The organism is Roseivirga sp. (assembly GCF_034669765.1).
Taxonomy (GTDB): Bacteria; Bacteroidota; Bacteroidia; order Cytophagales; family Cyclobacteriaceae; genus Roseivirga.
Genome location: NZ_JAXMOQ010000003.1, coordinates 340,557 through 363,470 on the forward strand (window position 1 = coordinate 340,557; position 22,914 = coordinate 363,470).

The 22,914-nt window shown below is 39.4% G+C and carries 25 protein-coding genes; 17 read left to right on the top strand and 8 right to left on the bottom strand.

Annotation, left to right across the window (positions count from 1 at the left end; translation table 11 throughout):
* The first annotated feature begins 10 nt into the window (after positions 1 to 10).
* From ligA to dapA, 3 genes are read left to right on the top strand one after another with little or no spacing between them, the layout of a single operon-like run.
* The gene (gene ligA / locus VOI17_RS07630; protein WP_323756856.1) at positions 11 to 2,065 is read left to right on the top strand and encodes an NAD-dependent DNA ligase LigA; all 2,055 of its coding nucleotides are present in this window, start codon (positions 11 to 13) and stop codon (positions 2,063 to 2,065) included.
* A complete protein-coding gene (locus tag VOI17_RS07635) occupies positions 2,065 to 2,562 on the top strand; it encodes a DUF6913 domain-containing protein (RefSeq protein WP_323756655.1) in 498 nt (165 codons plus the stop codon). Before ligA ends, VOI17_RS07635 begins: the two co-directional genes overlap by 1 nt.
* Before the next feature lie 5 nt (positions 2,563 to 2,567).
* A complete protein-coding gene (dapA, locus tag VOI17_RS07640) occupies positions 2,568 to 3,428 on the top strand; it encodes a 4-hydroxy-tetrahydrodipicolinate synthase (RefSeq protein ID WP_323756656.1) in 861 nt (286 codons plus the stop codon).
* A 73-nt stretch (positions 3,429 to 3,501) separates the two neighbouring features.
* On the opposite strand, the gene VOI17_RS07645 is transcribed toward dapA, so the two are convergent.
* Together VOI17_RS07645 and VOI17_RS07650 are read right to left on the bottom strand one after the other, a co-directional pair.
* A complete protein-coding gene (locus VOI17_RS07645) occupies positions 3,502 to 3,678 on the bottom strand; it encodes a histone H1 (protein WP_068416894.1) in 177 nt (58 codons plus the stop codon).
* A 98-nt stretch (positions 3,679 to 3,776) separates the two neighbouring features.
* Positions 3,777 to 5,027, bottom strand: a complete 1,251-nt coding sequence (locus tag VOI17_RS07650) for an aminotransferase class I/II-fold pyridoxal phosphate-dependent enzyme (protein WP_323756657.1) — start codon at positions 5,025 to 5,027, stop codon at positions 3,777 to 3,779.
* Positions 5,028 to 5,192: 165 nt separating this feature from the next.
* Between VOI17_RS07650 and VOI17_RS07655 the strand changes: the two genes are divergently transcribed.
* From VOI17_RS07655 to cls, 4 genes are all read left to right on the top strand, one after another.
* A complete protein-coding gene (locus VOI17_RS07655; RefSeq protein WP_323756857.1) occupies positions 5,193 to 6,683 on the top strand; it encodes an acetyl-CoA carboxylase biotin carboxylase subunit in 1,491 nt (496 codons plus the stop codon).
* Positions 6,684 to 6,688: 5 nt separating this feature from the next.
* On the top strand, positions 6,689 to 7,987 hold the full coding sequence (locus tag VOI17_RS07660) for a DUF1015 domain-containing protein (protein WP_323756658.1): 1,299 nt from the start codon (positions 6,689 to 6,691) through the stop codon (positions 7,985 to 7,987).
* Positions 7,953 to 8,519 carry a Maf family nucleotide pyrophosphatase gene (locus VOI17_RS07665; protein ID WP_323756659.1) on the top strand — a complete coding sequence of 189 codons (567 nt, stop codon included), beginning with the start codon at positions 7,953 to 7,955 and terminating at the stop codon, positions 8,517 to 8,519. The genes VOI17_RS07660 and VOI17_RS07665 overlap by 35 nt, the downstream gene beginning before the upstream one ends.
* A 118-nt stretch (positions 8,520 to 8,637) precedes the next feature.
* Positions 8,638 to 10,095, top strand: a complete 1,458-nt coding sequence (cls, locus tag VOI17_RS07670; protein WP_323756660.1) for a cardiolipin synthase — start codon at positions 8,638 to 8,640, stop codon at positions 10,093 to 10,095.
* Here the strand turns inward: cls and VOI17_RS07675 are convergent.
* A complete protein-coding gene (locus tag VOI17_RS07675) occupies positions 10,092 to 10,856 on the bottom strand; it encodes a MerR family transcriptional regulator (RefSeq protein WP_323756661.1) in 765 nt (254 codons plus the stop codon). The genes cls and VOI17_RS07675 overlap by 4 nt on opposite strands.
* 150 nt (positions 10,857 to 11,006) lie before the next feature.
* On the opposite strand from VOI17_RS07675, the gene VOI17_RS07680 reads away from it, so the two are divergent.
* The 4 genes from VOI17_RS07680 to VOI17_RS07695 all read left to right on the top strand — a co-directional run bounded on the left by VOI17_RS07680 (position 11,007) and on the right by VOI17_RS07695 (position 15,904).
* On the top strand, positions 11,007 to 12,815 hold the full coding sequence (locus VOI17_RS07680) for an acyl-CoA dehydrogenase (RefSeq protein WP_323756662.1): 1,809 nt from the start codon (positions 11,007 to 11,009) through the stop codon (positions 12,813 to 12,815).
* 112 nt (positions 12,816 to 12,927) lie between these two features.
* Positions 12,928 to 14,172: an ectonucleotide pyrophosphatase/phosphodiesterase gene (locus VOI17_RS07685; RefSeq protein ID WP_323756663.1), complete on the top strand. Its 1,245-nt coding sequence runs from the start codon at positions 12,928 to 12,930 to the stop codon at positions 14,170 to 14,172.
* 40 nt (positions 14,173 to 14,212) lie between these two features.
* The gene (locus tag VOI17_RS07690; RefSeq protein WP_323756664.1) at positions 14,213 to 14,764 is read left to right on the top strand and encodes a hypothetical protein; all 552 of its coding nucleotides are present in this window, start codon (positions 14,213 to 14,215) and stop codon (positions 14,762 to 14,764) included.
* An 87-nt stretch (positions 14,765 to 14,851) separates the two neighbouring features.
* Positions 14,852 to 15,904, top strand: coding sequence for an aromatic ring-hydroxylating dioxygenase subunit alpha (locus VOI17_RS07695; RefSeq protein WP_323756665.1), 1,053 nt, complete (start codon positions 14,852 to 14,854; stop codon positions 15,902 to 15,904).
* 48 nt (positions 15,905 to 15,952) lie between these two features.
* Here VOI17_RS07695 and VOI17_RS07700 read toward each other — a convergent pair whose 3' ends face one another.
* The 5 genes from VOI17_RS07700 to VOI17_RS07720 all read right to left on the bottom strand — a co-directional run bounded on the left by VOI17_RS07700 (position 15,953) and on the right by VOI17_RS07720 (position 19,107).
* Positions 15,953 to 16,162 (bottom strand): hypothetical protein, encoded by a 210-nt coding sequence (locus VOI17_RS07700; protein ID WP_323756666.1) that lies wholly within the window; start codon positions 16,160 to 16,162, stop codon positions 15,953 to 15,955.
* Positions 16,163 to 16,719: 557 nt separating this feature from the next.
* Positions 16,720 to 17,247 carry a hypothetical protein gene (locus VOI17_RS07705; protein WP_323756667.1) on the bottom strand — a complete coding sequence of 176 codons (528 nt, stop codon included), beginning with the start codon at positions 17,245 to 17,247 and terminating at the stop codon, positions 16,720 to 16,722.
* A gap of 90 nt (positions 17,248 to 17,337) precedes the next feature.
* Complete coding sequence (locus VOI17_RS07710; protein ID WP_323756668.1) at positions 17,338 to 17,793, bottom strand: SMI1/KNR4 family protein; 456 nt, start codon at positions 17,791 to 17,793, stop codon at positions 17,338 to 17,340.
* Between the two features lie 111 nt (positions 17,794 to 17,904).
* On the bottom strand, positions 17,905 to 18,375 hold the full coding sequence (locus tag VOI17_RS07715; RefSeq protein ID WP_323756669.1) for a DinB family protein: 471 nt from the start codon (positions 18,373 to 18,375) through the stop codon (positions 17,905 to 17,907).
* A 24-nt stretch (positions 18,376 to 18,399) separates the two neighbouring features.
* Positions 18,400 to 19,107 (bottom strand): SDR family oxidoreductase, encoded by a 708-nt coding sequence (locus tag VOI17_RS07720; RefSeq protein WP_323756670.1) that lies wholly within the window; start codon positions 19,105 to 19,107, stop codon positions 18,400 to 18,402.
* 154 nt (positions 19,108 to 19,261) lie between these two features.
* Between VOI17_RS07720 and VOI17_RS07725 the strand changes: the two genes are divergently transcribed.
* From VOI17_RS07725 to ric, 6 genes are all read left to right on the top strand, one after another.
* The gene (locus tag VOI17_RS07725) at positions 19,262 to 19,996 is read left to right on the top strand and encodes an ABC transporter permease (RefSeq protein ID WP_323756671.1); all 735 of its coding nucleotides are present in this window, start codon (positions 19,262 to 19,264) and stop codon (positions 19,994 to 19,996) included.
* A complete protein-coding gene (locus VOI17_RS07730) occupies positions 19,993 to 20,742 on the top strand; it encodes an ABC transporter ATP-binding protein (protein WP_323756672.1) in 750 nt (249 codons plus the stop codon). Before VOI17_RS07725 ends, VOI17_RS07730 begins: the two co-directional genes overlap by 4 nt.
* A gap of 143 nt (positions 20,743 to 20,885) precedes the next feature.
* The gene (locus VOI17_RS07735; RefSeq protein ID WP_323756673.1) at positions 20,886 to 21,320 is read left to right on the top strand and encodes an Rrf2 family transcriptional regulator; all 435 of its coding nucleotides are present in this window, start codon (positions 20,886 to 20,888) and stop codon (positions 21,318 to 21,320) included.
* A 42-nt stretch (positions 21,321 to 21,362) separates the two neighbouring features.
* The gene (locus VOI17_RS07740; protein ID WP_323756674.1) at positions 21,363 to 21,749 is read left to right on the top strand and encodes a group III truncated hemoglobin; all 387 of its coding nucleotides are present in this window, start codon (positions 21,363 to 21,365) and stop codon (positions 21,747 to 21,749) included.
* Positions 21,746 to 22,204: a hypothetical protein gene (locus tag VOI17_RS07745; protein WP_323756675.1), complete on the top strand. Its 459-nt coding sequence runs from the start codon at positions 21,746 to 21,748 to the stop codon at positions 22,202 to 22,204. Before VOI17_RS07740 ends, VOI17_RS07745 begins: the two co-directional genes overlap by 4 nt.
* Entirely contained in the window at positions 22,188 to 22,913 is a 726-nt protein-coding gene (ric, locus tag VOI17_RS07750) for an iron-sulfur cluster repair di-iron protein (RefSeq protein ID WP_323756676.1), read from the top strand. Before VOI17_RS07745 ends, ric begins: the two co-directional genes overlap by 17 nt.
* The last annotated feature ends 1 nt before the right edge of the window (position 22,914 follow it).

Consider the following 22,914-nt stretch of genomic DNA (forward strand, 5'->3'; position numbering starts at 1 on the left):
AAACGAACCCATGACCCCCGATCAAGCTCAAGTACAAATCAAACAACTGACTGATCAAATCAACTACCATAGTGATTTGTATTACCAGAAAAGCAAATCTGAAATTTCCGATTTCGATTTTGACCAACTTTTAGTCAAACTCGCTGCGCTCGAAGCTGAATTCCCTCAATTTAAAGCAGAAGACTCCCCTACCCAACGGGTCGGTGGTGCCATCACAAAAGAGTTTGATACAGTAGTTCATAAATACCCAATGCTCTCTTTGGGCAATACTTATTCTGAAGAAGACCTTATCGAGTTTGATAACCGAGTAGCCAAAGGTTTAGAAGGCCAGACCTACGAATACTTTTGCGAGCTTAAGTTTGACGGAGTTGCGCTTAGTTTAACCTATGAAGACGGAGTATTAAAAAGAGCAGTCACCAGAGGAGATGGAACCCAAGGCGATGACATTACTACCAATGCTAAAACCATACGCTCGATTCCTTTAAAGTTAAAGGGACAAGTACCAGCTGAGTTTGAAGTAAGAGGAGAAGCTTTCTTCCCCATCAAGGAATTTCAACGTGTAAATGATGAACGAGAAGACATCGGTTTGGATTTACTCGCCAACCCAAGAAATGCTGCCTCAGGAACGCTTAAAATGCAAGACTCTTCAGTCGTTTCGCAGCGCAGGCTAGACTGCTTTCTCTATTATTTATTGGGTGAAAACCTTGTTTACCAAACGCACTCAGAATGCATGGCCGCTGTTGAAAGTTGGGGCTTTAATGTTTCTCCTACTTACCGAAGATGCAGTTCAATTCAAGAGGTACTGACCTATATTCATGAATGGGAAGAAAAGCGACATACGCTCCCAGTAGAAACCGATGGCATAGTCATAAAAGTCAATGACCTAAATCAACAAGATCAATTAGGTTTTACTGCAAAGAGCCCGCGTTGGGCCATCTCATACAAATACAAAGCAGAAAGTGCAGCTACAGTTTTAGAAAGTATTACTTATCAGGTGGGAAGAACTGGATCCATTACCCCTGTGGCCAATCTTAGTCCTGTGCTATTAGCAGGCACAACGGTAAAAAGAGCTTCACTTCACAATGCTGATCAAATTGAAAGGCTTGATTTACGTATAGGAGACACTGTTTTTGTAGAAAAAGGAGGTGAAATCATCCCCAAAGTAACTGCCGTTAACCTTGCCTTAAGAAAGCCCAATAGTGAACCTGTAACCTACATCACGGAATGCCCTGAATGCGGCACACCATTAGTGAGACAAGAAGGCGAAGCCAACCATTATTGCCCAAATGCTGACGCCTGTCCTCCACAAGTGTTAGGTAGAATTGAGCATTTTATTCAGCGTAAGGCTGTCGATATTGATTCGCTCGGACCAGAAACAATTCGAGGTTTACTTCAGAATAACCTAATCAGCAATTACGCTGATTTATACAGTCTCAAATTCGACCAACTTAATGGCCTAGAATTCCGTATTTTTTCAGATAAGAAGGGAGAACATACCGTTAGAAGCTTGCGAGACAAGTCGGCTGGAAACATTATTAAGGCCATAGAAGCCTCTAAGCAAGTCCCGTTCGAGCGCGTTCTCTTCGGCTTAGGAATTCGTTTTGTGGGTAAAACCGTAGCAGAAAAGCTGGGGACTCATTTTCAAAATATAGATGCTTTAGCCAAAGCAAGCTTTGAGAGTTTAATTGCTGTGGATGAAATTGGAGACAGAATAGCACGGAGTGTAATTGAATTTTTCAAGAATGATGAGCATATAAAAACCATTGATAAGTTAAAGCAAGCTGGGGTACAGCTAGAAACAGATCAGTCTCAAATAATGGTGCCAGAAAGCAATATTTTTGAAGAGAAAACCTTTGTTATTTCTGGAGTATTTACTCAGTTTTCTAGAGATGATCTTCAAGATAAGATCAAGGTAAATGGAGGCAAAATCATTTCCTCCATTAGTAAAAAACTAGATTACTTAGTTGCTGGGGATAAAATGGGACCCTCTAAACTAGAGAAAGCTACTGCCCTCGGAATTAAGATAATCTCGGAAGAAGAATTCATTCATATGATCAATAATTGATGTCATTATTCGATAAATCATCATCTACTCTAAACAGAAAGTCCCAAGAGGACTTCAAGTTATTTTCTGAATCAGAAAGAATAGGGTTAATATACTCATGGGAAGACAGCCAGAAGGAAAAATCTGTTTACGCATTTGCGAAATCAATAGGGAGTGAGAAATCAATTACTTTTTTATGTTTCAATCCCATAAAAAAAATCGAGCCCGCAACGGATAATCCAACATTCAGTAAAGCAGATTTCAACCTATTTGGAAAGATAAAAACTCAGACGGTTCTTTCTTTTATGGAAGAGCCCTTTGATTACCTATTTCATCTTGACTTTGACGTTAACCCTTTAGTTAGACCTTTACTTGCAAAATCAAAGGCCAACTGTAAAGTAGGTTGTCATTCAGAAGATGGAGAGGGTATATATGACCTTATGATAAAGATAGATAAAAGTGCTGGCCTGAAAAACTTATCAGACCAAATGCTTATTTATGTAAACGCGTTGAAATAAAGAAAATGGAAATATTAATAGGTACAGGCGTGGCTTTGGTCACACCGTTTAAGGCAGATTTAAGCATTGATTTTGATGCGCTTTTAAAACTCTTAGAACACACTGCCGAAGGAGTAGATTACTATGTTGTTCAAGGCACCACAGGTGAATCGGCAACAACCACAGCAGCTGAAAAATCAGAAATCCTCTCATTTGTTAAGCAAAACAACAAGGCAGGCTTACCCATTGTTTATGGCATTGGTGGAAACAATACGCAGTCCGTTTTGGATAATATTAAATCAGCAGATTTAGACGGAGTAAGTGCCATTTTATCGGTCAGTCCTTATTATAACAAGCCTAGTCAAGAAGGGATTTATCATCATTTTAAAATGATTGCAGATGCTTCACCCGTTCCTGTAATTTTATATAATGTTCCAGGGAGAACACAATCAAATATATCAGCAAACACTACATTACGTTTAGCGGAACACAAAAACATAGTCGCAATTAAGGAAGCTTCCGGAGATTTAACCCAGTGTATGACCATTTCGAAAGATGCGCCAGCGGGATTTTTATTAATTTCTGGAGACGATTTATTGACGACTCCAATGATGGCCACTGGAGCAGTTGGAGTTATTTCTGTTTTGGCAAATGCCTTCCCAGAAACTTTCAAACGCATCACAAAAGCAGGGCTTTCTGGCGACTTTAAAGCCTCAAGTCAAGCTACATTTGAACTCATTGACATTAACCCATTGATGTATATGGAGAGTAATCCTGTGGGTATAAAACAGGTTTTAGAAGAGTTCGGTGTTTGTAAAAACCATGTCCGAATGCCACTCTTATCTGCCTCAGGAGAGCTTAAAACAAAGATTAAGGCCTTATTGTAAATAACATAGCGTTCAAAAAAGAAAGGCCAGTCTAACGACTGGCCTTTCTTTTTACTTCTCAAAAGATATATAATTATCCTTCGTTCTTAATGTTTTGAACATCAATACGAATTTCTTGAGCTAAGTTCTTAAGGTCTTGCATTCCTTTTCTTACTCTAGTACCCGCAGCTTGATTTTTTTTGTCGTAGAACTTGTCGAAATCACCCTCTAAAGAGTCAATTAAGTTTTTTACTTCGCTAAATCTGCTCATATTATTTGTGCTTTTAAGGTTGTTGAAAAATGTTTGTTTGGATAGCAATTTAAATCAAAATACTCTATTTGCAACAGTCAGGGCACTTTTTTTTAATATTACTCACCAAAGGCTACCGCTAACTCTGCATTTTTATACTCACCACTGGTTAACTTACCCTTAACCGCCTCAAACGCAGCGATAGTTTCTTTCACATCTTCCATACTATGAGATGCTGTTGGAATCAATCTCAAAATGATCATTCCTTTAGGCACAACAGGGTAAATAACTACCGAACAGAAAATACTAAAGTTCTCTCTTAAGTCCTTACTTAGCGATGCCGCCTCGCCTACGGTTCCGTTCAGTACAACAGGAGTTACACTCGATTTAGTTGTACCTATACTGAAGCCTTTTGCTCGCAACCCACCCTGAAGTGCATCAACAATTTTCCAAAGCTTCTCTTTATGTTGAGGCTGAGTTTTAATGATCTCTAATCTCTTTAAACCACCAATTACAAATGGCATTGGTAATGACTTGGCAAAGATTTGAGACCTAAGGTTATATTTAAGGTAATGGATAATCTTCTTATCTCCTGCAACGAAAGCACCAATAGCGGCCATTGACTTCGCGAAGGTTGAGAAGTACAAATCCACTTCATCTACACAATTTAAATGTTCAGCAGTTCCTGCTCCAGTGGCTCCCATGGTTCCGAAACCATGTGCATCATCTACAAAAAGCCTGAAGTCAAACTTAGATTTTAGGGCAGCAATCTCATTTAGAGACCCTAGATTACCAGTCATCCCAAATACTCCTTCGGTGATTACTAAAATTCCACCACCAGTTTCTTTAGTCAATCGTGTAGCTCTTTCAAGTTGTTTTTCAAGGTTTTGGATGTCGTTATGTGGATACACAAAACGTTTCCCCATGTGTAACCTTACACCATCAATAATACAAGCATGAGACTCCCCATCATAAACGATTACATCCTTACGATCTACTAAGGCATCTATAATTGAAAGTACTCCTTGGTAACCGTAATTCAATAAATAACCAGCTTCTTTACCCACGAAAGTGGCCAAACTCTGCTCTAATTCTTCATGATAAACGGTATTACCTGACATCATTCTAGCGCCCATTGGGTACGCCAAACCCCAGTCCGCAGCAGCCTTAGCGTCTGCTTCTCTCACTTCTGGTAGGTTTGCTAAGCCTAAATAGTCATTTAAACTCCATGTAAGAACTTCCTTGCCCATGAACTTCATTCGAGGAGCAATTTCACCTTCCAATTTAGGGAACATAAAGTACCCTTCTGATATCTCTGAGTGTTTCCCTAATGGGCCATTATCAGCAAGCAATTTTTCAAATAGATCCAATTCCTTTAGACTTTAAGTTGATTAACCTAAGTAACAAATAAGGCTGCAAATGTAACACTATAAACGCCATTTATCAAAAAACCGCACGTATATATCACGAGGACAAACTTAGATTTTAGCAGATAATTAATTAGCATTGTACGGAAAATTTTGAAGGGAATGGAAATCAGGAAAATAAAGAAAATTCTAGTCGCCAATCGCGGTGAAATTGCCATTAGGGTAATGAAAACTGCCCGTGAAATGGGAATTAAAACCGTTGCCATATACAGTGATGCTGACAGTCACTCTCCGCATGTACGCTATGCTGATGAAGCCGTTAACGTTGGCCCACCGCCTTCGGCACAGTCTTATTTAATGACCGACAAAATCATCCAAATCTGTAAAGATTTATCAGTAGATGCTGTACACCCTGGTTATGGTTTCCTCTCAGAAAACGCTGGGTTTGCTAAAAGTGTAGAAGAAAATGGCATATTATTTATCGGGCCATCTATAAAAGCCATTCAAGTGATGGGCGACAAACTCTCTGCAAAAGAGACCGTGGCTGCCTATGATGTACCAATGGTTCCGGGTGTAAACCATGCCGTAACGGACCCTGAGGAGGCAAGAAAAATTGCCGAACAAGTAGGCTACCCAGTACTTATAAAAGCCAGTGCCGGTGGTGGCGGTAAGGGAATGAGGGTAGTTGAAAACCCAGAAGAGCTTGAAGAACAAATGAAACGCGCCATTAGCGAAGCAATATCTTCCTTCGGCAACGGAGCTGTTTTCGTTGAAAAATTCATCACCTCACCTCGCCATATCGAAATTCAGGTGTTGGGCGATAAGCATGGAAACTTGGTTTATCTTTTCGAACGTGAATGTTCTATTCAGAGAAGACATCAAAAAGTAATTGAAGAAGCCCCTTCTGCTATTCTTACCCCAGAAAAGAGAAAAGCAATGGGAGAAGCAGCCTTGGGTGTGGCCAGGTCATGCGATTATTATAGTGCGGGTACGGTAGAGTTTATTGTAGACGAGAATTTAGATTTCTTTTTCTTAGAAATGAATACACGCCTTCAAGTAGAACACCCTGTCACAGAAGAAATCACAGGCGTTGACTTGGTAAAAGAACAAATTCTAATTGCTGAAGGCCACCCGTTAAGTTTCAAACAAGAAGACCTTAAAATAAAAGGGCACTCACTGGAAGTAAGGGTTTATGCAGAAGACCCTACAAATAATTTCCTACCAGACATTGGATACTTGAGTACCTATAAAAGACCTGAGGGACCAGGCGTTAGGGTGGATGATGGTTTTGAGGAAGGCATGGACATTCCTATCTATTACGACCCCATGATTGCCAAATTGATCACCACAGGGAAAGATAGACCTGAAGCCATTGAACGCATGGTGAAAGCCATTCAGGAATATGAAATAACTGGCTTTAAAACCACTTTGAACTTCTGTGAGTTCGCCATTAAACACGAAGCATTTACATCAGGGAAATTTGACACTAAGTTTGTTGAAAGGTATTATAAGCCTGAATTACTTCAGGAAGTAAACCCAGAGCACCATGACCTTGCCCTGGTTCTAGCCGCTTTAGTAGTAGAAGAAAAAAGCGACAACAACCTTAAAGTAAAAAGCAACAGCTCAACAAGTAACTGGAAACTAAGAGTACGCGATTAACCATTATGGCAAGAATAAAACCTTTTCGCGCTTGGCGATATAACCGTGATTTATCATCAAAAATTGAAGAGCTAGCTTCCCCACTTTTCGATGTAGTTTCAAAAAAACAACGGGAGGCGCTTTACAGTAATCCTTATAATAGTATCCATATCAGTGTTCCTAGAGACATTGAGACTCAAAAGAGGACTGTAGAAGAATGGAAAGCGGAAGGTATTATTAACCAAGACCAGATTCCCGGAATTTATGTTTACTACCAGCATTTTACATTACCCGGCAGTAGACGAACATACACCAGAAAAGGCTTTGTATGCTTTATTGAAGCCACTGACTGGAATAGTATAGATTCCGATGTGCTCCGCCATGAAAACACTATGCCGCATTCGGTGAATGACAGAATAGAAATTCTGGCGCAAAGCCAAATGCATGTAAGCCCAACACACGGGCTTTATTTCGACCCTGAATTCAGCCTTGAACAGTACATGGACGAGAGCATGAAAAACCCTATTTATGATAGGGAAGACTATCAAGGGGTGCGTGATGTAATGAGCGTTATTCATGATTTTGAGATCATTAAAAAGTTTGTGGCCAAACTAAAAGATCAACAGGTGATTTTGGCTGATGGCCATCACAGGTACGAAGGTTCATTGTTTTACAAGCAACGAATGGAAGCCCAAAACCCAAACCACACAGGTAATGAGGCTTACAACTTCCATTTAATGTACCTCACCAATGCCGAGGCTGATGATTTAAGGATTCTACCTACACACAGACTCTTATCTGGCTTGAAAAACTTCAGCAAGGAAGAGTTGCTCCAAAAGCTTTCTGAAGACTTCATCATTAAGCCACTTGACAACCCTAATGATGTCAACGAAATTATTCTGGGTAAAAAATGGGCCTTTGGATTATTGTTTGGAAAAGAGGCTGTAAAAGTAAGACTAAAGCCTGAGAGAATTACTGAGCTTAAATGGAGTTTTCCTCAGGTGGTTAAGGACTTGGACCTCACTGTAATGCACTATTTCATTATAGAAAAAGCATTAGGAATTTTAGGTAAAGAACAACGCAGTTCAGACCATATTTCGTTTGAAAGAAACTTCTCTAACTGTTTAGAAAAAACCATGTCTGGTGAAGTAGATTTTGCCATTATCACACAAGACATCAGTATGGAGGATGTGAAAAACGTTTGTCATTCTGGTTATACATTACCGCAAAAATCCACCTATTTCTACCCTAAAGTAATCAGTGGCTATTTATTCGGATCAATCAAAGAAGATGAATTTACCCTACCGTTTGATATTGGCTTCTAAATCGCCCCGAAGACAAGAACTGCTTCGGTCTTTAGAAGTGGATTTTGAAATCAGAACGAAAGAGGTGGACGAGTCTTTTCCAGCTACAATGCCTGTAAACGAAGTGGCTGAATACTTAGCCGTTAAGAAATCTGAGGCTTTTGAGAATTTAAAAGCAAATGAGTTGGTCATTACTTCTGACACCACGGTATTGAATGAAGGCCAAATCTTGAATAAAGCCGAAAATACTGAAGAAGCGTTTGAAATGATTCAGTCACTTTCAGGCAAAACTCACCAAGTAATCACAGGCGTTTGTCTTCGCTCATCGAACAAAAGCGTAAGTTTTTCAGAAACCACTAAAGTTACTTTTCGAGTATTAGAAAAAGCTGAAATAGAGCACTACATCCAGAATTATCAACCTTTCGACAAAGCTGGCGCCTACGGAATCCAAGAATGGATTGGTATGGTGGGCATAGAGAAAATTGAAGGTGACTTTTACAACGTGATGGGATTGCCCTTGCATCGGTTGTATAAAGAACTTAAACACTTTTAAAAATCTATTTTCAGATCAATTATTAGTGATACAGATGGAACATTTAACCTTTTGATATTTTTTAGTTAGCAACTGCCAGCTTATTTTTTCAAAAGGACTTAAATCACTAAATTTCCAAATGTTAGAATATTGGTTTACACTCTCTCCCTTACTACTCGGTGTTTACTATCTAGCAATTATAGCTGTGGTGGTTAACATTCTTCTTGAAAATAAGAACCCCTTAAAGACCCATTCTTACCTCTTACTTTTACTTCTCTTACCAGTTTTCGGGCTCATCATTTACATGTTCTTTGGTCAACATGTAAGAAAGCGTAGAATATTTAACAAAAACCAGCTGATAAATTCTGCATTCGGCCAGAAGTATGTAACTGAATATCTGAGTAAAGAAAACCTTACAAGAATCCGAAAGGCAATTTTAAGCGAGCAGTTTGACAAATTAATTCGTTTTCTTAACAAAGATTTATCCCCCCTTTCGCAGAATAACAAAATCACCCTTTACAAGAATGGAGAAGAAAAATTTGTGGCCTTAAAGGAAGCTTTATTGAAAGCAAAAAATCACATCCATATTGAATACTATATTTTCGTGAATGACGATATAGGAAGCGAGTTGAGCGATATTCTAAGAAGGAAAGCTCAAGAGGGTGTTGAGGTACGCATGATTGTAGATGGTGTTGGTAGTTTGGGGCTAAAAAAGGCTTATTTCCGAAAGATGCAGTCTGACGGAGTAGAGATTTTCGAATTTATGCCTGTGCTGTTCCCTGCACTTACCAGTAAAATCAATTACCGAAACCATAGAAAGGTGGTGATTATTGACGGGGAAGTGAGTTTTACAGGAGGCATTAATGTAGACGACCGTTACATCAACAATGGAAAATTCCCTACCTATTGGCGTGATACGCATCTAAAACTCGAAGGCGTGGCGGTAAGAACTTTGCAATTCCTATTCATCCTCAATTGGCAATTTGTATCGAAGCAGCCTTGGACACCAACCAAAAAACACTTCCCCGATCTGAGAGCCGATATGGGTACAAGCTATGTCCAAGTAAATGCTAGTGGCCCAGATTGGGATTTAGCGAGTATAATGGATTCATTTTACCTGGCCATAAACTCTGCCCGTGAAAGCTTGAAAATTGCGACCCCATACTTTATTCCTAACGAGAGCATAATGGATGGCATAATCACTTCAGCAAAAAGTGGAGTTGACGTTGAAATCATGATTCCACATTCCTCTGACGCGTGGATAGTCCAGGCAGCTTCTATGTCATATATGAAACTGTTGTTAGAGGCTGGAGTAAAGGTTTATTTCTATAAAAAGGGCTTTCTTCATTCCAAAACGCTCACCGTTGACGGTAAATTAGCAATACTCGGTACCGCTAATATGGACTACCGCAGCTTCGATCTAAATCACGAAGTGAATACATACATTTACGATACCCAAATTGCCATGGAACTAAACAAAAACTTTGAAGCAGACAAGGCGGACTGTACTTTACTTAGTGCTCAAAGATGGCGTGATAGAAGTTTGGGTAAAAAACTTTTAGAATCCATTTGTAGGCTACTTGCACCATTGCTTTAGCTTTCAACTTTTAATCCATTATCACAAAAAACCTGAATGGCATCATTGAGAAACACAGCCAAACCTTCTTTATAAGCATCATAATACATTTTAAATCTTTCATCTTCGGTATACATTTCACCAAGCCCTCTGTAGATTTTATCTTTCACCTTATAAAATTTATTTAAGTGCTTAAAATGCTCAAAAACAACTCTTTGTACTTCTACACTTGTGGGATCCAAATGCATTAAATTCACTAACCAGCGGTTGATTTCTTCCGCTTCTTGCTTCGTATCACTCCATTCCGATTTGTCCATTTGGCGTATATTCTTCTCTGCTCCTTCCAACTGCTCCTTCCCCCATCGGTCAGTTACTTCTTGTCTAATTTGTGGAACCTCCTCCTTAGAAAACCCAGCGTACATTTCTTCATCTGAAATCATATCATCTTTACTTTTAAGTGTTTGAATAGTTTTATCAATGGTATTCAGCAATTCAGAAAGCCTTTCAGTTCGTTTCAAAAGTGCATTCCGATGCCGCTCCAAGGACTCAACCAAATCAAAATCGGGCTGATCAAGAATATGCTTTATTTCCTCTAGAGGGTAATCCAGCTCCTTATAAAACAGGATTTGCTGCAACCTAAGGAGTTCCGATTTCCCATAGTAGCGATACCCTGATTCTGCGCGCTCTGCAGGTTTCAGAATCCCTATGGCATCATAGTGATGTAGGGTTTTGGCCGTTACACTGGCCAGCTTAGAGAGTTGCTTTACTGAATACTTTACCATTATGATTTCAAATAAAAGCTATGACCTAAGGTAAGAGTCAAGCGAAAATGCAAATATTTTTTCAATCACTTAAAATTCATTCCATTAGGTCAAGTCTTGTTACCCAAATTTTATTTGTTTTCACTTATATTGAAAACAAACTAATATGCCATGTCCAATTCATCGCAATACACCAACCTGAATACCATCAAATTTTTGATGTACAATGTGCATCAAACAGAAAAACTGCTGGTTGCCAATCGTTATGCTGCCTACGACAAACCCTCGATTGATCTTCTGTTGGATTCAGTCAAAACCTTTTGCGATAAAAGCCTCCACCCCTTTATTAAAGAGATGGACGAAAAGCCTTCAACTTTTAAAAACGGAGCCATCACTATTCATCCACAGTTTGAAACCATCCTAAAAGAATCAGGGGAAATGGGACTGGTAGCCGCAATGTTCGAAGAAAAAGATGGCGGTTTACAACTGCCTAACATCGTTTTCCATACGCTCTATTTTATGATGGAAGCCGCTAATAACCACGTTACAGGCTATTTGGGTTTAACTGCAGGCGCGGCAAATCTCATTGTCTCTTTTGGAAGTGATTTTCTGAAAGAAACCTACGCGCAAAAAATGATGTCGCTGGAATGGACAGGCACTATGTGTTTGACTGAACCACAAGCGGGATCATCATTATCCGATGTAAAAACAACGGCCAGTCTTCAGGCGGACGGCACCTATAAAATTAACGGCCAAAAAATATTCATTTCCTCTGGTGATCATCAGTTTGCAGAAAACATTATTCATTTGGTATTGGCCAGAACTGAAGGGGCACCCTCGGGTACAAAAGGGGTTTCGCTATTCGTGGTGCCGAAGAAAAGTATCGGAGCCGATGGAAGCTTTGGTGAGCAGCAGGTGATTGTGGCTGGTGAATTTGAAAAACTAGGTCAACGGGGCTATTGCACTTCACATTTGGTTTTTGAAGACAGTGTTGGCCATATGATTGGAGAAGAAAATCAAGGCTTGATTTACATGTTCCAAATGATGAATGAAGCACGAATTGCTACAGGCAGAATGGGGACAGGAATTGCCTCCGCAGCTTATTACGCTTCACTTCAATATGCTAAAGAAAGACCTCAAGGCAGAAAACTCACCTCTACAGGCAAAAAGGATTTAGACGAAGAACAAACCTTGATCATCAATCACCCAGATGTAAAGCGAATGTTGCTCTTTCAAAAGGCCATTGTGGAAGGTTCTTTAAGTTTGGTAATGCAGGCCGCACAATATGTAGACCTGGAACACATTTCTGAAGGCGAAGAAAAGGAGCGCTACAATTTGCTGCTCGAATTACTCACACCTATTACTAAAACTTATCCTTCAGAAAAGGGGCTTGAGGCGGTAAGTACAGGCTTACAAGTCCTCGGAGGTTATGGGTTTTGCATGGATTTTATTCTTCAGCAATATTACCGCGATATCCGAATCATTTCAATTTACGAAGGGACAACAGGCATTCAATCCCTAGATTTACTTGGCCGAAAAGTGGGGTTGAAAAAAGGTAAAGTGTTGGAATGGCTGGCCGAAGAAATTCAAGTCACCATAAAAGAAGCCAGTGCTCACGATTCACCTCAGTCCAATATTCGAGTTTTAGGAGAAAGCCTTAATTCAATTCAGCAGGTTTTAGGCACGCTAATGCCACATGCCCAAAATGGTGACTTTGAGCGCTACTTGGCGGATGCCACAGTCTTTATGGATTTATTCGGAACCGTGGTGATGGGTTGGCAGTGGCTTAAAATTGGAGTTTCGGCACAAATTGCTTTAGATGCAGGTGACAGCACTTATTCCAATGATTTTTACGAAAGCAAACTCCATACACTTCAATTCTTCTATAAATATGAAATGAGTCGTTGCAAAGGACTTTCAAAAACCATCATGAATGAGTTGGCCTTAACCGTTGATATGAAACTGAGCTATTTAGACTAACTCAACCGATCAAGCAGCAACACAACCAACCCAATAGCTTAATTAATAAGTAACATTTTCTTGCTTCAACTCTAACACAGAGTAGCTAACTTTATGCCTCCAAACTGGTGTTATGAAGAAGCATTTCGAACTCATTTTATTCATTGTTGTCATCACTTTTGTATCCATCTCCAAAGTGAATCAAGCCAATGAGGAACCGCCCTATGTAATCATGATTTCCTTTGATGGTTTCAGACATGATTATGTAGAAAAATATGACGCCACGAATTTCAAGGAGTTTATCAATTCAGGAGCTTCTGCCAAGGCGATGCTTCCCTCCTTCCCAAGTAAAACTTTCCCGAATCATTACAGTCTAGTCACTGGGCTTTACCCTGGAAACCACGGCTTAGTGGATAATAATTTTTTTGACCGTGAACTTGATTTACGCTACAGTATTGGCAACCGTAAAGTAGTAGAAAACCCTGCTTTTTATGACGGTTTACCTTTATGGCAATTGGTGCAGAAGAACGGAATGAAATCGGCCTCTTATTTTTGGGTAGGATCTGAAGCCCCTATCACCGGCAGCTTTCCTGATTATTACGAAATTTATGATGGTAAAGTAAAGAATGAAGATAGAATCTCGACAGTGATGAATTGGCTCAAATTACCCAAAGCCGAACGCCCTAATTTCATTTCATTGTACTTTTCTATAGTAGACGACCAAGGACATGCCAACGGTCCAAATGGTGCCAAAGAGTCTGTTTTAGAAGCCGATCGGCTTTTGGGTTCAATTATGGAGCAACTCAAACAAATTGACCTGCCTGTGAATGTGATTGTCACTTCTGATCACGGGATGAACGAAGTGGCCAATACAGAAGAAAGTTTGATTGATATTGATGAAATATTGAAAGGTATTGACAAGGCTGATTACAGATTCGTAAATAGTGGAACCCTTGCCCATCTTTACATCAACGATCCGTTTAAAATTGACAAAATATATAATGCCATTAAAGGGAAAGAAAAGGATTTTAATGTCTACAAAAAAGAAGGCTTCCCTGAAAACTGGCATTATCAAAATTCACGAAGTGGAGAAATAGTTTTAGTAGCCAAGGCAGGTCACTCTTTGAGTTCTAAAGGCAATAGAGAGAGAATGATTCAAAGAGGTGGAATACATGGAGAGCATGGATTCGATCCTTATGTCAATGAAGACATGGCTACCATTTTCTATGCCAATGGGCCAAATATTAAGCCTAACACCAAACTACCGAAGTTCGAAAACATTCATGTTTACCCATTTGTAGCCCATATTTTAGGAATTAACGAGTTACCAAATATTGATGGGAAGTTGGAGGTATTGAAGGGTGCATACCTAAAGTAAGAAATGTATATTTGGTTTTTAATCAGACACCAAGTACGTAATGACTGAACAAGAAGCCAACGAACTCCTGACAAGTAAAATTCTTAATAAAAAGCTACACAGCATAAAGGTATATAACCATCATCAGCCCTACCCTTTTGTGGAAGACAATGAAGCCGTGGTGGTTTCTGCTGCCGTAGCCTTCCTTTTTGAAGATGAACCGATCACCTTCTATTGGCATTTAGAAGACAGTATTTTCAACTTCTCTTTGGCCAAGGTAGAAGTAGATGAAGATTGGGATGATATTGAAATCACCAACATCGACACTTTCAAGAACATGGAAGGCGATGAAGTTAGTGAAGTAAATATCAACTGGACTTACTTTCAAAAGCTTGACGAGAATTTCGAAATCCTAGAGGAGAAACTCTATGTGCCCCAAGAAATGGTGCTCAGCTTTTCTAACGGAAGTCAACTGCAAATTGCTTGTGTAGATTTTAATATCGACCCAGTTTCAAATGACCTCGTGAACCTCAGTTACCATATGAGTGGCGGCTTGCTCATTAGTGCTGTTCCTTATACAGAAATAGCCGCTCCCGTATTCAACGACATCTAATAAAACCTCTGGCTTTCAAAATTTCTCACCACTCTAAAAATAGATGCGGTTGATAATCATTATGTTTGTGCGTGCAGATTTGATTTAATGAGTACAGCGAAGACAAAAAATCTAAGAAACATCTGGTATGTAGCCTGTCATGGTAGCCTTTTGAAAAAAGGGAAGACCATTGAGAAGGAAATAGACAGTGAGAAAATTCTTTTGGGCAGAGATGAACAAGGGAAGGTTTTCGCGCTTCGCAACCAATGTCCGCACCGCGGTATTCCTTTAACTTATGGCAATTTTGACGGCTGCGAAATTGAATGCTGTTATCATGGATGGAGGTTTAAAACAGACGGCACTTGCTCTAAAATACCAACGCTCCCCCCTTCTTCTAAATTAGATGTAACCAAGGTAAGAGCACCCTATTATCCGCTGCGCGAAGTTCATGGCATTGTACTGATTTACTTGCCCAAAGACATGCGCAAGCCTGAGGACATGGACGAAAGTCTTTTCCCTCAGTTTCCTTTAAAAGAAGAAGCCAATTTCGATTTTGTGACTGCAAAACCGATGTCTTGCAGCCTCGATCATTCGGTGATAGGCTTGATTGATCCGGCACATGTTCCTTTTGTGCATCAATCTTGGTTCTTCAGAAAAAAGACTAATCTAAAGCTAAAGACAAAGAATTTTGCTCCTTCACACCTAGGTTTTAAAATGGTGCGACATGAACCGTCTAAGAACTCAGCGGCTTATAAAATTCTAAAGAAAGAGCAGACGACAGAAATCAGTTTTCAGTTACCGGGCATCAGAATTGAGCATATAAAAGTAGGCGAAAATGACATCGTGATCATGACTGCTCTGACTCCTGTGAATGAAAATCAGACAGAACTTATTCAATTCATATACACCGACATAGGCTGGTTCAAATACTTAAAACCTATTTTCTATCGCTTTGCTAATACTTTTATTCAGCAGGATGTTGATGTTTTTGAAAAGCTTAAAGAAGGATTGCAAAACAATCCCCCGCTTATGCTCATGGGCGACCCAGACATGCAGGCCAAGTGGTACAATGCCATCCGAACGCGTTACGAAAAATGTCAAGAGGAGAAAACGCCTTTCGAAAACCCAATCAAGCCAGAGACTTTACAGTGGCAGACTTAAGTTATAGCTGAGGATAAATTATTACTTGATGTTTGAAATTACCGACCGTCAAGAATCTTCAATTTTCTTCTTTTCATCCTCTAGAAGCCACTCCCAAAGAACGCGGTAAAAACAGTGATTAATTTGTTTATAATGCTTTCTACCAAACTTGTGAACATCTTCATAGTTGATTTCATTATGAAAAAAATCGTTGATTTCCTGCATCAAATAGAATAAGTCTTTCAAATCCTTTTCTTCTACTTCTAATTTTATTTTCATCTTTTTAAATACTGGGTTTCACCAACAGGCCACAGAAACAGTGATGATTAAATTAACTCACTAGTTTGCACTTTTAATGCAGACTGGTCTTTCTTTACCTTAACAAGATATGCACTTCAAGTGCATAATAAAATAGGTACTCGCCAAAGGCAAGCACCAGTTACCGCTGTGGGTAAGTGAGCGCCAGTGGATCCTTTTTGGGCTGGATGAAAAGAATATTCAACCCCTTCAGGGTTGTCTGCTACCTCAAACATCTCCATGCTACAAATGTAGCATCCCGATGGGATGAGTGTGGAAGTAAAATGCGCATAACCATAAATGCTAAAAATTTGCCTCCAGATAGAAAACTAGCAGAATGGATTCAACCGACCCCAACGGGGTCATATATCTATAAAAAACCACAACCCAACACCATCTTCAGACCCCATAGGGGTCGCACCTTGCACCAAAGAACCTAAATTTATCGGTATGAAAGTTCCATAGGAAGAAAAAGCCTGCTTGTCGCTAGGCAGGTTACCGCAGTGGGCAAGTGAGCGCCAGCGGGCTCTATTTTACCGCTAGGGTTTGATTACTCTTTTGGGTATTGGAAACATTTGCTTTTTCCTTTCGTTTTCATAGCCTAGAAATTTATCACTATCCAAAAGCATACAAGACAATGATAGTAGAGTCTCATCTACCAATGTAACTTCCCAATAATAGAAGTACCCAAAACCAAGAAAATCTATTCTTCCGTCATACTTTGGTGGTGACATAACTTTAACAACTCGTTTAATTTGGCTTGCCTTAAAGGTCAGGTCAAAATCCGCTTCTTTATATCGGTACTCCCAATTTGTAGTGTCTATTACAAATGATACACCCTTACTTGCTTTCAGGTGGCGTGCTGCCAAAATTAGCAGTGGCAATACATGAATTAAGCCCACCCAAGACCATGTAATCCCTACAATAAAAGGTAAATTTTCAGCATCAGTATTAAACCAATACATAGCTATTAATGTAAATACCACAATGGCAGATAATAGCTTTGCCAATGGTAGAATGAAATATTTTTTGCGCTGAGAGTTGCTTAGTCTATAATTAACAATCATTTGTTACGATCTAAAATTTACCGCAGTGGGTAAGTTAACGTTGTACGCTTGTTGATAAAACACCAACAAGGGCAGCAAATACATAATGGTTTACGCTAAACCTTCAAGAAACTCATTAAAATTATTAGCCACCAAATATAAATTGGAGTAATCAGTATCACTAGATATAGAATAATCTACTTCTCTTTCATGGTTCCAGAAAAAAACTCTACCAGTATCAATTTCTAAACAAATCAAATTTCCTCCCGGGTCATGTGCTATAGGAACAATATTAGAGGGTAGTCTTTTTTCATCTATTTTGTATATCGTGTAATACTTTTTAAAATTATCATATTCCCCATCATATACAGACAAAAACCAGTCTATTGAAGAGTAGGCTGGCTTACCGTTTTCTTGAAATTTAAATACATTTGGATCACATCGACCACCATTATAATTCAACAAATGTGACCGAAATTCTTGCGGGAACTTAAAACTCAATTCCTTTTCAATTTGTCCAATTTGCTGATTAGTAAGTTGCTGCTCCTGATCGAAAAAATTTAACATACTATATTTAATTTACCCTCTCCCCAAATAGACATTCTACCTATATGTCCCGTTTTACTATGAGCACTTGCTCGCTACACCAACAAAGACATCAGTAGCAGACTTAAAAGCCTAATCCCATATCCGAGGCCTATCCACTCCTAGCTGTCTTAAATAGTTTAGCATTTGACCTGTATGCACAGATTCGTGATAGGCAATTCGATTGAGATAGTCTCCAAGAATTTTGCTTTGCCCCACTTCCTTCCTCTCAATTTTTATCTCTGATAAGTCCGATTCATTTAAGCCTTTAATCATGGCTATAAATCGATCGTGATATTCAGCAGCGATATCCAATTCATTCTGAACGTCAGTATACTCCAACCCTTCCCATGGCGACTTGTAATCTCCAAGGTTTCCTCTGTTCTCAATGATTTTATGAAAAAGGTGCTCTCCTTCCAACACATGTCGGATCATTTCAATGATTGAAAAGGCATCCTTATCGGGCCTCCAGTTTAAGTGCTCCTGCGGAATTCCCATCCAAACCTTTGTGCTCCTTCTTCTTACTTCTGAAAAATTGAGCAAAATCACATCTATTGCTTTCATGTTCTATATAGTAAAATGTAAAGGTTAAATATCTCCCAATTGCGGACGAAGTATGATTTCCTCCACCACAGTGCTAGGCGACAAGGCATGAGCCGCATAAATCGCGTCAGCAATATCTGAAGCCTTCATAAATCGTTCTTCTGGAAGTCCGGCCCCTTCCCAACTTGGGGTATAGGTTGCTCCAGCCAAAATAGAAGTAACGCGTACTCCATGAGGCTTCATTTCTTCACGCAAGGCTTTTGTAAAACCGAGTAAGGCAAACTTCGAAATAGAATAACTACCACCATTGGCATAGGCTTGAATCCCAGCAATTGAACCTGAGGTAAATACATGACCCGATTTGCGCTCCATCATTCCAGAAATCAATGCACGGGTAAGGTGGTATGCGCTGTAAAGGTTCGTTTCAATCATCATTTCCAGATTCCCATCCTCTTCATTATGCACACTACCTGGAATAAAAGTACCCGTATTATTCAAAAGCAGATCCACGGGGCGGTCGAAAGATTTAATCATCTCAGCAAATTTAAGCACCTCTTTTTTCTTAGATAAATCTGCCTGAACTGTGTGTATCTCAATTTCAGGGAAAGCCTCATTAATTCTTTTTTTGAGCTGTTCTAAGTCCTTCTGATTACGAGCACAGGTGATAATATCGAAGCCTTCTTTGGCAAATTTTTCAATGGTTGCCCTGCCTATCCCCTTAGTTCCTCCGGTAATTACTGCCAGTTTTTTCATGTTTGAATAATTGTTTCAAATTTTTACGTTCTACCAACGACTTGAAATTAGATCAATTTGTTCAATTAAGATGGCACAAGCCGAATCTTTTGCCTCAAGTTTTGTTATTTTACCACCCTGTTAATTTTATCACCCTGATGGAAATGCTTTTTTAATGAAGAGTCTCGGCAAATATTTATTGTTTATAAGCTCTCTTTTCAAAAATCGTGAGTCGTTCAAAACCTATGTCAAACTAACCTTTGAGGAATGTATGCTTGTTGGGATCAACAGCATCGTTTTGGTGGGTTTGGTTTCGCTCTTTATCGGTGCGGTATCTACCCTTCAAACGGCATTCAACTTGGTTAACCCACTTATTCCTGATAGTGTTGTAGGGCTTGTGGTTCGTGATCTCACGATTTTAGAATTAGCCCCAACAATTACCGCTATTATTTTCGCGGGAAAGGTAGGGTCAAGTATTGCAGGGAATTTGGGCACCATGCGAATTACAGAGCAAATCGATGCACTCGAAGTGATGGGAATCAATTCAGCCTCCTATTTAGTGCTCCCAAAAATTGTGGGGACTCTTATTATGTACCCGCTCTTGGTAATTCTAGCTGGCGTGCTAGCGATTTTAGGAGGATTCCTAGCCGCCAAATTTGGTGGTGTAGTATCTACAGCCGACTATTTTACGGGGTTGAAAATGGATTTCAATCAATTCACTGTTTCCTTCGCTTTAATAAAATCTGTCGTTTTTGGCTTCCTAGTTTCATCCATATCTTCCTACATGGGCTTTTTCACCAAAGGGGGAGCGTTGGAAGTTGGTCAAGCTAGTACACGTGCGGTAACGGTGAGTTGTATTGCCATTTTGTTTAGTGATTTTATTCTCGCTCAATTGCTTTTAGTAAGATGATAGAAGTCAAGAATTTAGTAAAGTCGTTCGATGATAAGGTGGTCTTAGAGGACATTAGTGTAACATTTGAAAAAGGAAAAACAAACCTGATCATTGGTGCTAGTGGATCTGGAAAAAGTGTGCTGCTGAAGAACATTGTAGGCCTTTTTAAACCCGATTCTGGGGATATTCTGTACGATGGCAGGGACTTCATTAATGCCCATAGAGACTTAAAAACTGACATTAGACGAGAAATAGGAATGCTTTTTCAAGGAGGGGCACTTTTCGATTCTATGACTGTGGAACAGAATGTCAAATTTCCATTGGACATTCTCACCAAAATGCCTGAAGATGAAAAACTAGATAGAGTAAACTTCTGTCTGAAGCGTGTAAAGCTTGAAAACACCAACAAACAAATGCCTTCAGAGATTAGTGGGGGAATGCAAAAAAGAGTGGGTATTGCCAGGGCCATTGTAAACAGTTCACAATACCTGTTTTGTGACGAACCCAATTCAGGACTGGACCCAATTACTTCGATCAAAATAGACCGCTTACTCGCGGAAATTACTGAAGAATATCAAATCACAACCGTGATTGTAACCCATGATATGAACTCAGTAATGGAGATTGGAGAATACATTATGTTCCTCAGTAATAGCCATAAACTATGGGAAGGCAACAGTGATGATATTATGCATTCTGGTGTTCAAGAACTTGACGAGTTTGTATTCGCCAACAAAATGATGCGCAGATTTAGGGATCAGTAGTCTCACTCTAAGTACTTCAAAAGCCACTAATCTCCTGCTTAACACTCTCATATTTAAAAATTTGACATAGTAATTATTTTTAATTCGGATAAATTTGTCCGAATTAAAAACCTAACCTATCTTTGCATAGAAAATATACAACTATGTTCTCAAAAGCATGTGAATACGGAATTCGGGCAGTGATTTACATCGCGCAAAAATCACTTAATGAGGAGCGTGCGAGTTTGAAAGACATTACTGCTGAAATAGATTCTCCGGAAGCATTCACTGCCAAGGTTTTACAACAATTGGCCAAAGCGAAAATCATCAATTCAGTAAAAGGTCCCAATGGTGGTTTTGAAATCAAGAAAGAAGACATTGACTCCATAAAGCTCAGCGAAATTGTGAACGCCTTGGATGGCGACAGTATCTATAAGGGTTGTGGCCTCGGTTTAAAGGTATGTAATGCCAACGAACCCTGCCCTGTTCATGATAAGTTCACCACCATTAGAAGTGAGCTGAGAAAGATGCTTGAGAATACAAATCTTTTTGAATTGGCCACGAGTTTAGAAACTGGTTTGACCTATTTAAAACGGTAAAATTTAACACAATAAAGGATATAAAGGTATTAATATCTCATAATGAAAGAAATCTTAAGCATAACGGACATCAAACTATTAGTCGACAGCTTTTACGATAAGGTGAGAAAGGATGAACTCTTGGCCGACATTTTCAATATTGTGATTAAAGACAAATGGCCTCAACATTTAGAGAAAATGTACCGTTTCTGGCAAACCATACTTTTAGGTGAACACACTTATTATGGAAGTCCATTTGCTCCTCATGCTCATTTGCCTATCGAAGCGAAGCATTTCGAGCGATGGATTGAGCTGTTTTATAGCACTATAGACGAGATTTTTGAAGGTGAGAAAGCTGATGAAGCCAAATGGCGTGCGCAGAAGATGGCAGAAATGTTCCTGTTGAAAATCGAATATTATAAAGAGCGTGACTCAAAACCTTTATTATGACAGTACAAGTAAAATCGCCTATCACAGTCGTATCCATTTTTATGTGGATTGGCTTTGTATGCGCCATTAGTTTTTTAGAAGCTTGGTTGAAATTTCAGGCACCCGGCATTACCCTGCCCTTGGGTTTGGGTATTGGTCGATTGGTTTTTGACGCACTAAATAAAGTAGAATGGGTATTCGCCATCGCCATTGCAATTCAGCTTGTTATCCATAAAGCACCCCTGTTGAGTACAATAACCGTAGCCTTCTTAATTCCTCTCTTACTTCTATTTATTCAAACACTTTGGCTACTCCCTGCACTTGACGCTCGGGCCGAAATGTACATTCAAGACACCACACCACCTGCTTCTAATCTCCATTTCTACTATGCTGGAGCGGAAGTCGTCAAGGTGATATGCTTATTCATTTATGGTATTACCCAATTTAAAAAAACAGATTATGGAAAATCTAATTGAAAAAACGATCGGTGAAATAGTAGCCGAAGATTATCGTACCGCTGAAGTCTTCGAGTCCTATGGAATTGATTTCTGTTGCAATGGCAATCGCAGTATAAATGTAGCCTGCGAAGCAAAAAACATTAATCAAGATCAGCTTATGGAGAAACTCAATTCAGCAATTACCAAAGTACATGCCGGAGGAAGTGATTATAAATTCTGGCCCATTGATTTACTAGCAGACTATGTTGAGAAAAAGCACCACCGCTATGTAGAGGAGAAAACGCCAGTGATAAAGCAGTACTTGAATAAAATCAGTAGCGTTCATGGCAAAAATCACCCTGAACTATTAGAAATAGAAAAGCATTTCAATGCTTCTGCGGGTGAACTGGCCATGCACATGAAGAAGGAGGAATTAATGCTATTTCCGTTCATTCGAAAAATGATGAGTGCCAAAAGTGAGGACATAAAAGTGAATCCACCTCATTTCGGAACAGTGACCAACCCAGTACAAGCCATGATGTATGAACATGATATTGAAGGAGAGCGTTTTCGTCAGATCAGCGAATTGAGTAACCAATATACACCGCCAGCCGATGCTTGTAATACTTATAAAGTGGCCTTCTCTCTTTTAAAAGAGTTTGAAGATGATTTACACCTTCATATTCACTTAGAGAACAACATTCTATTCCCTAAAGCCGTAGCCTTAGAGAAGAAACTAACTGCCTAGG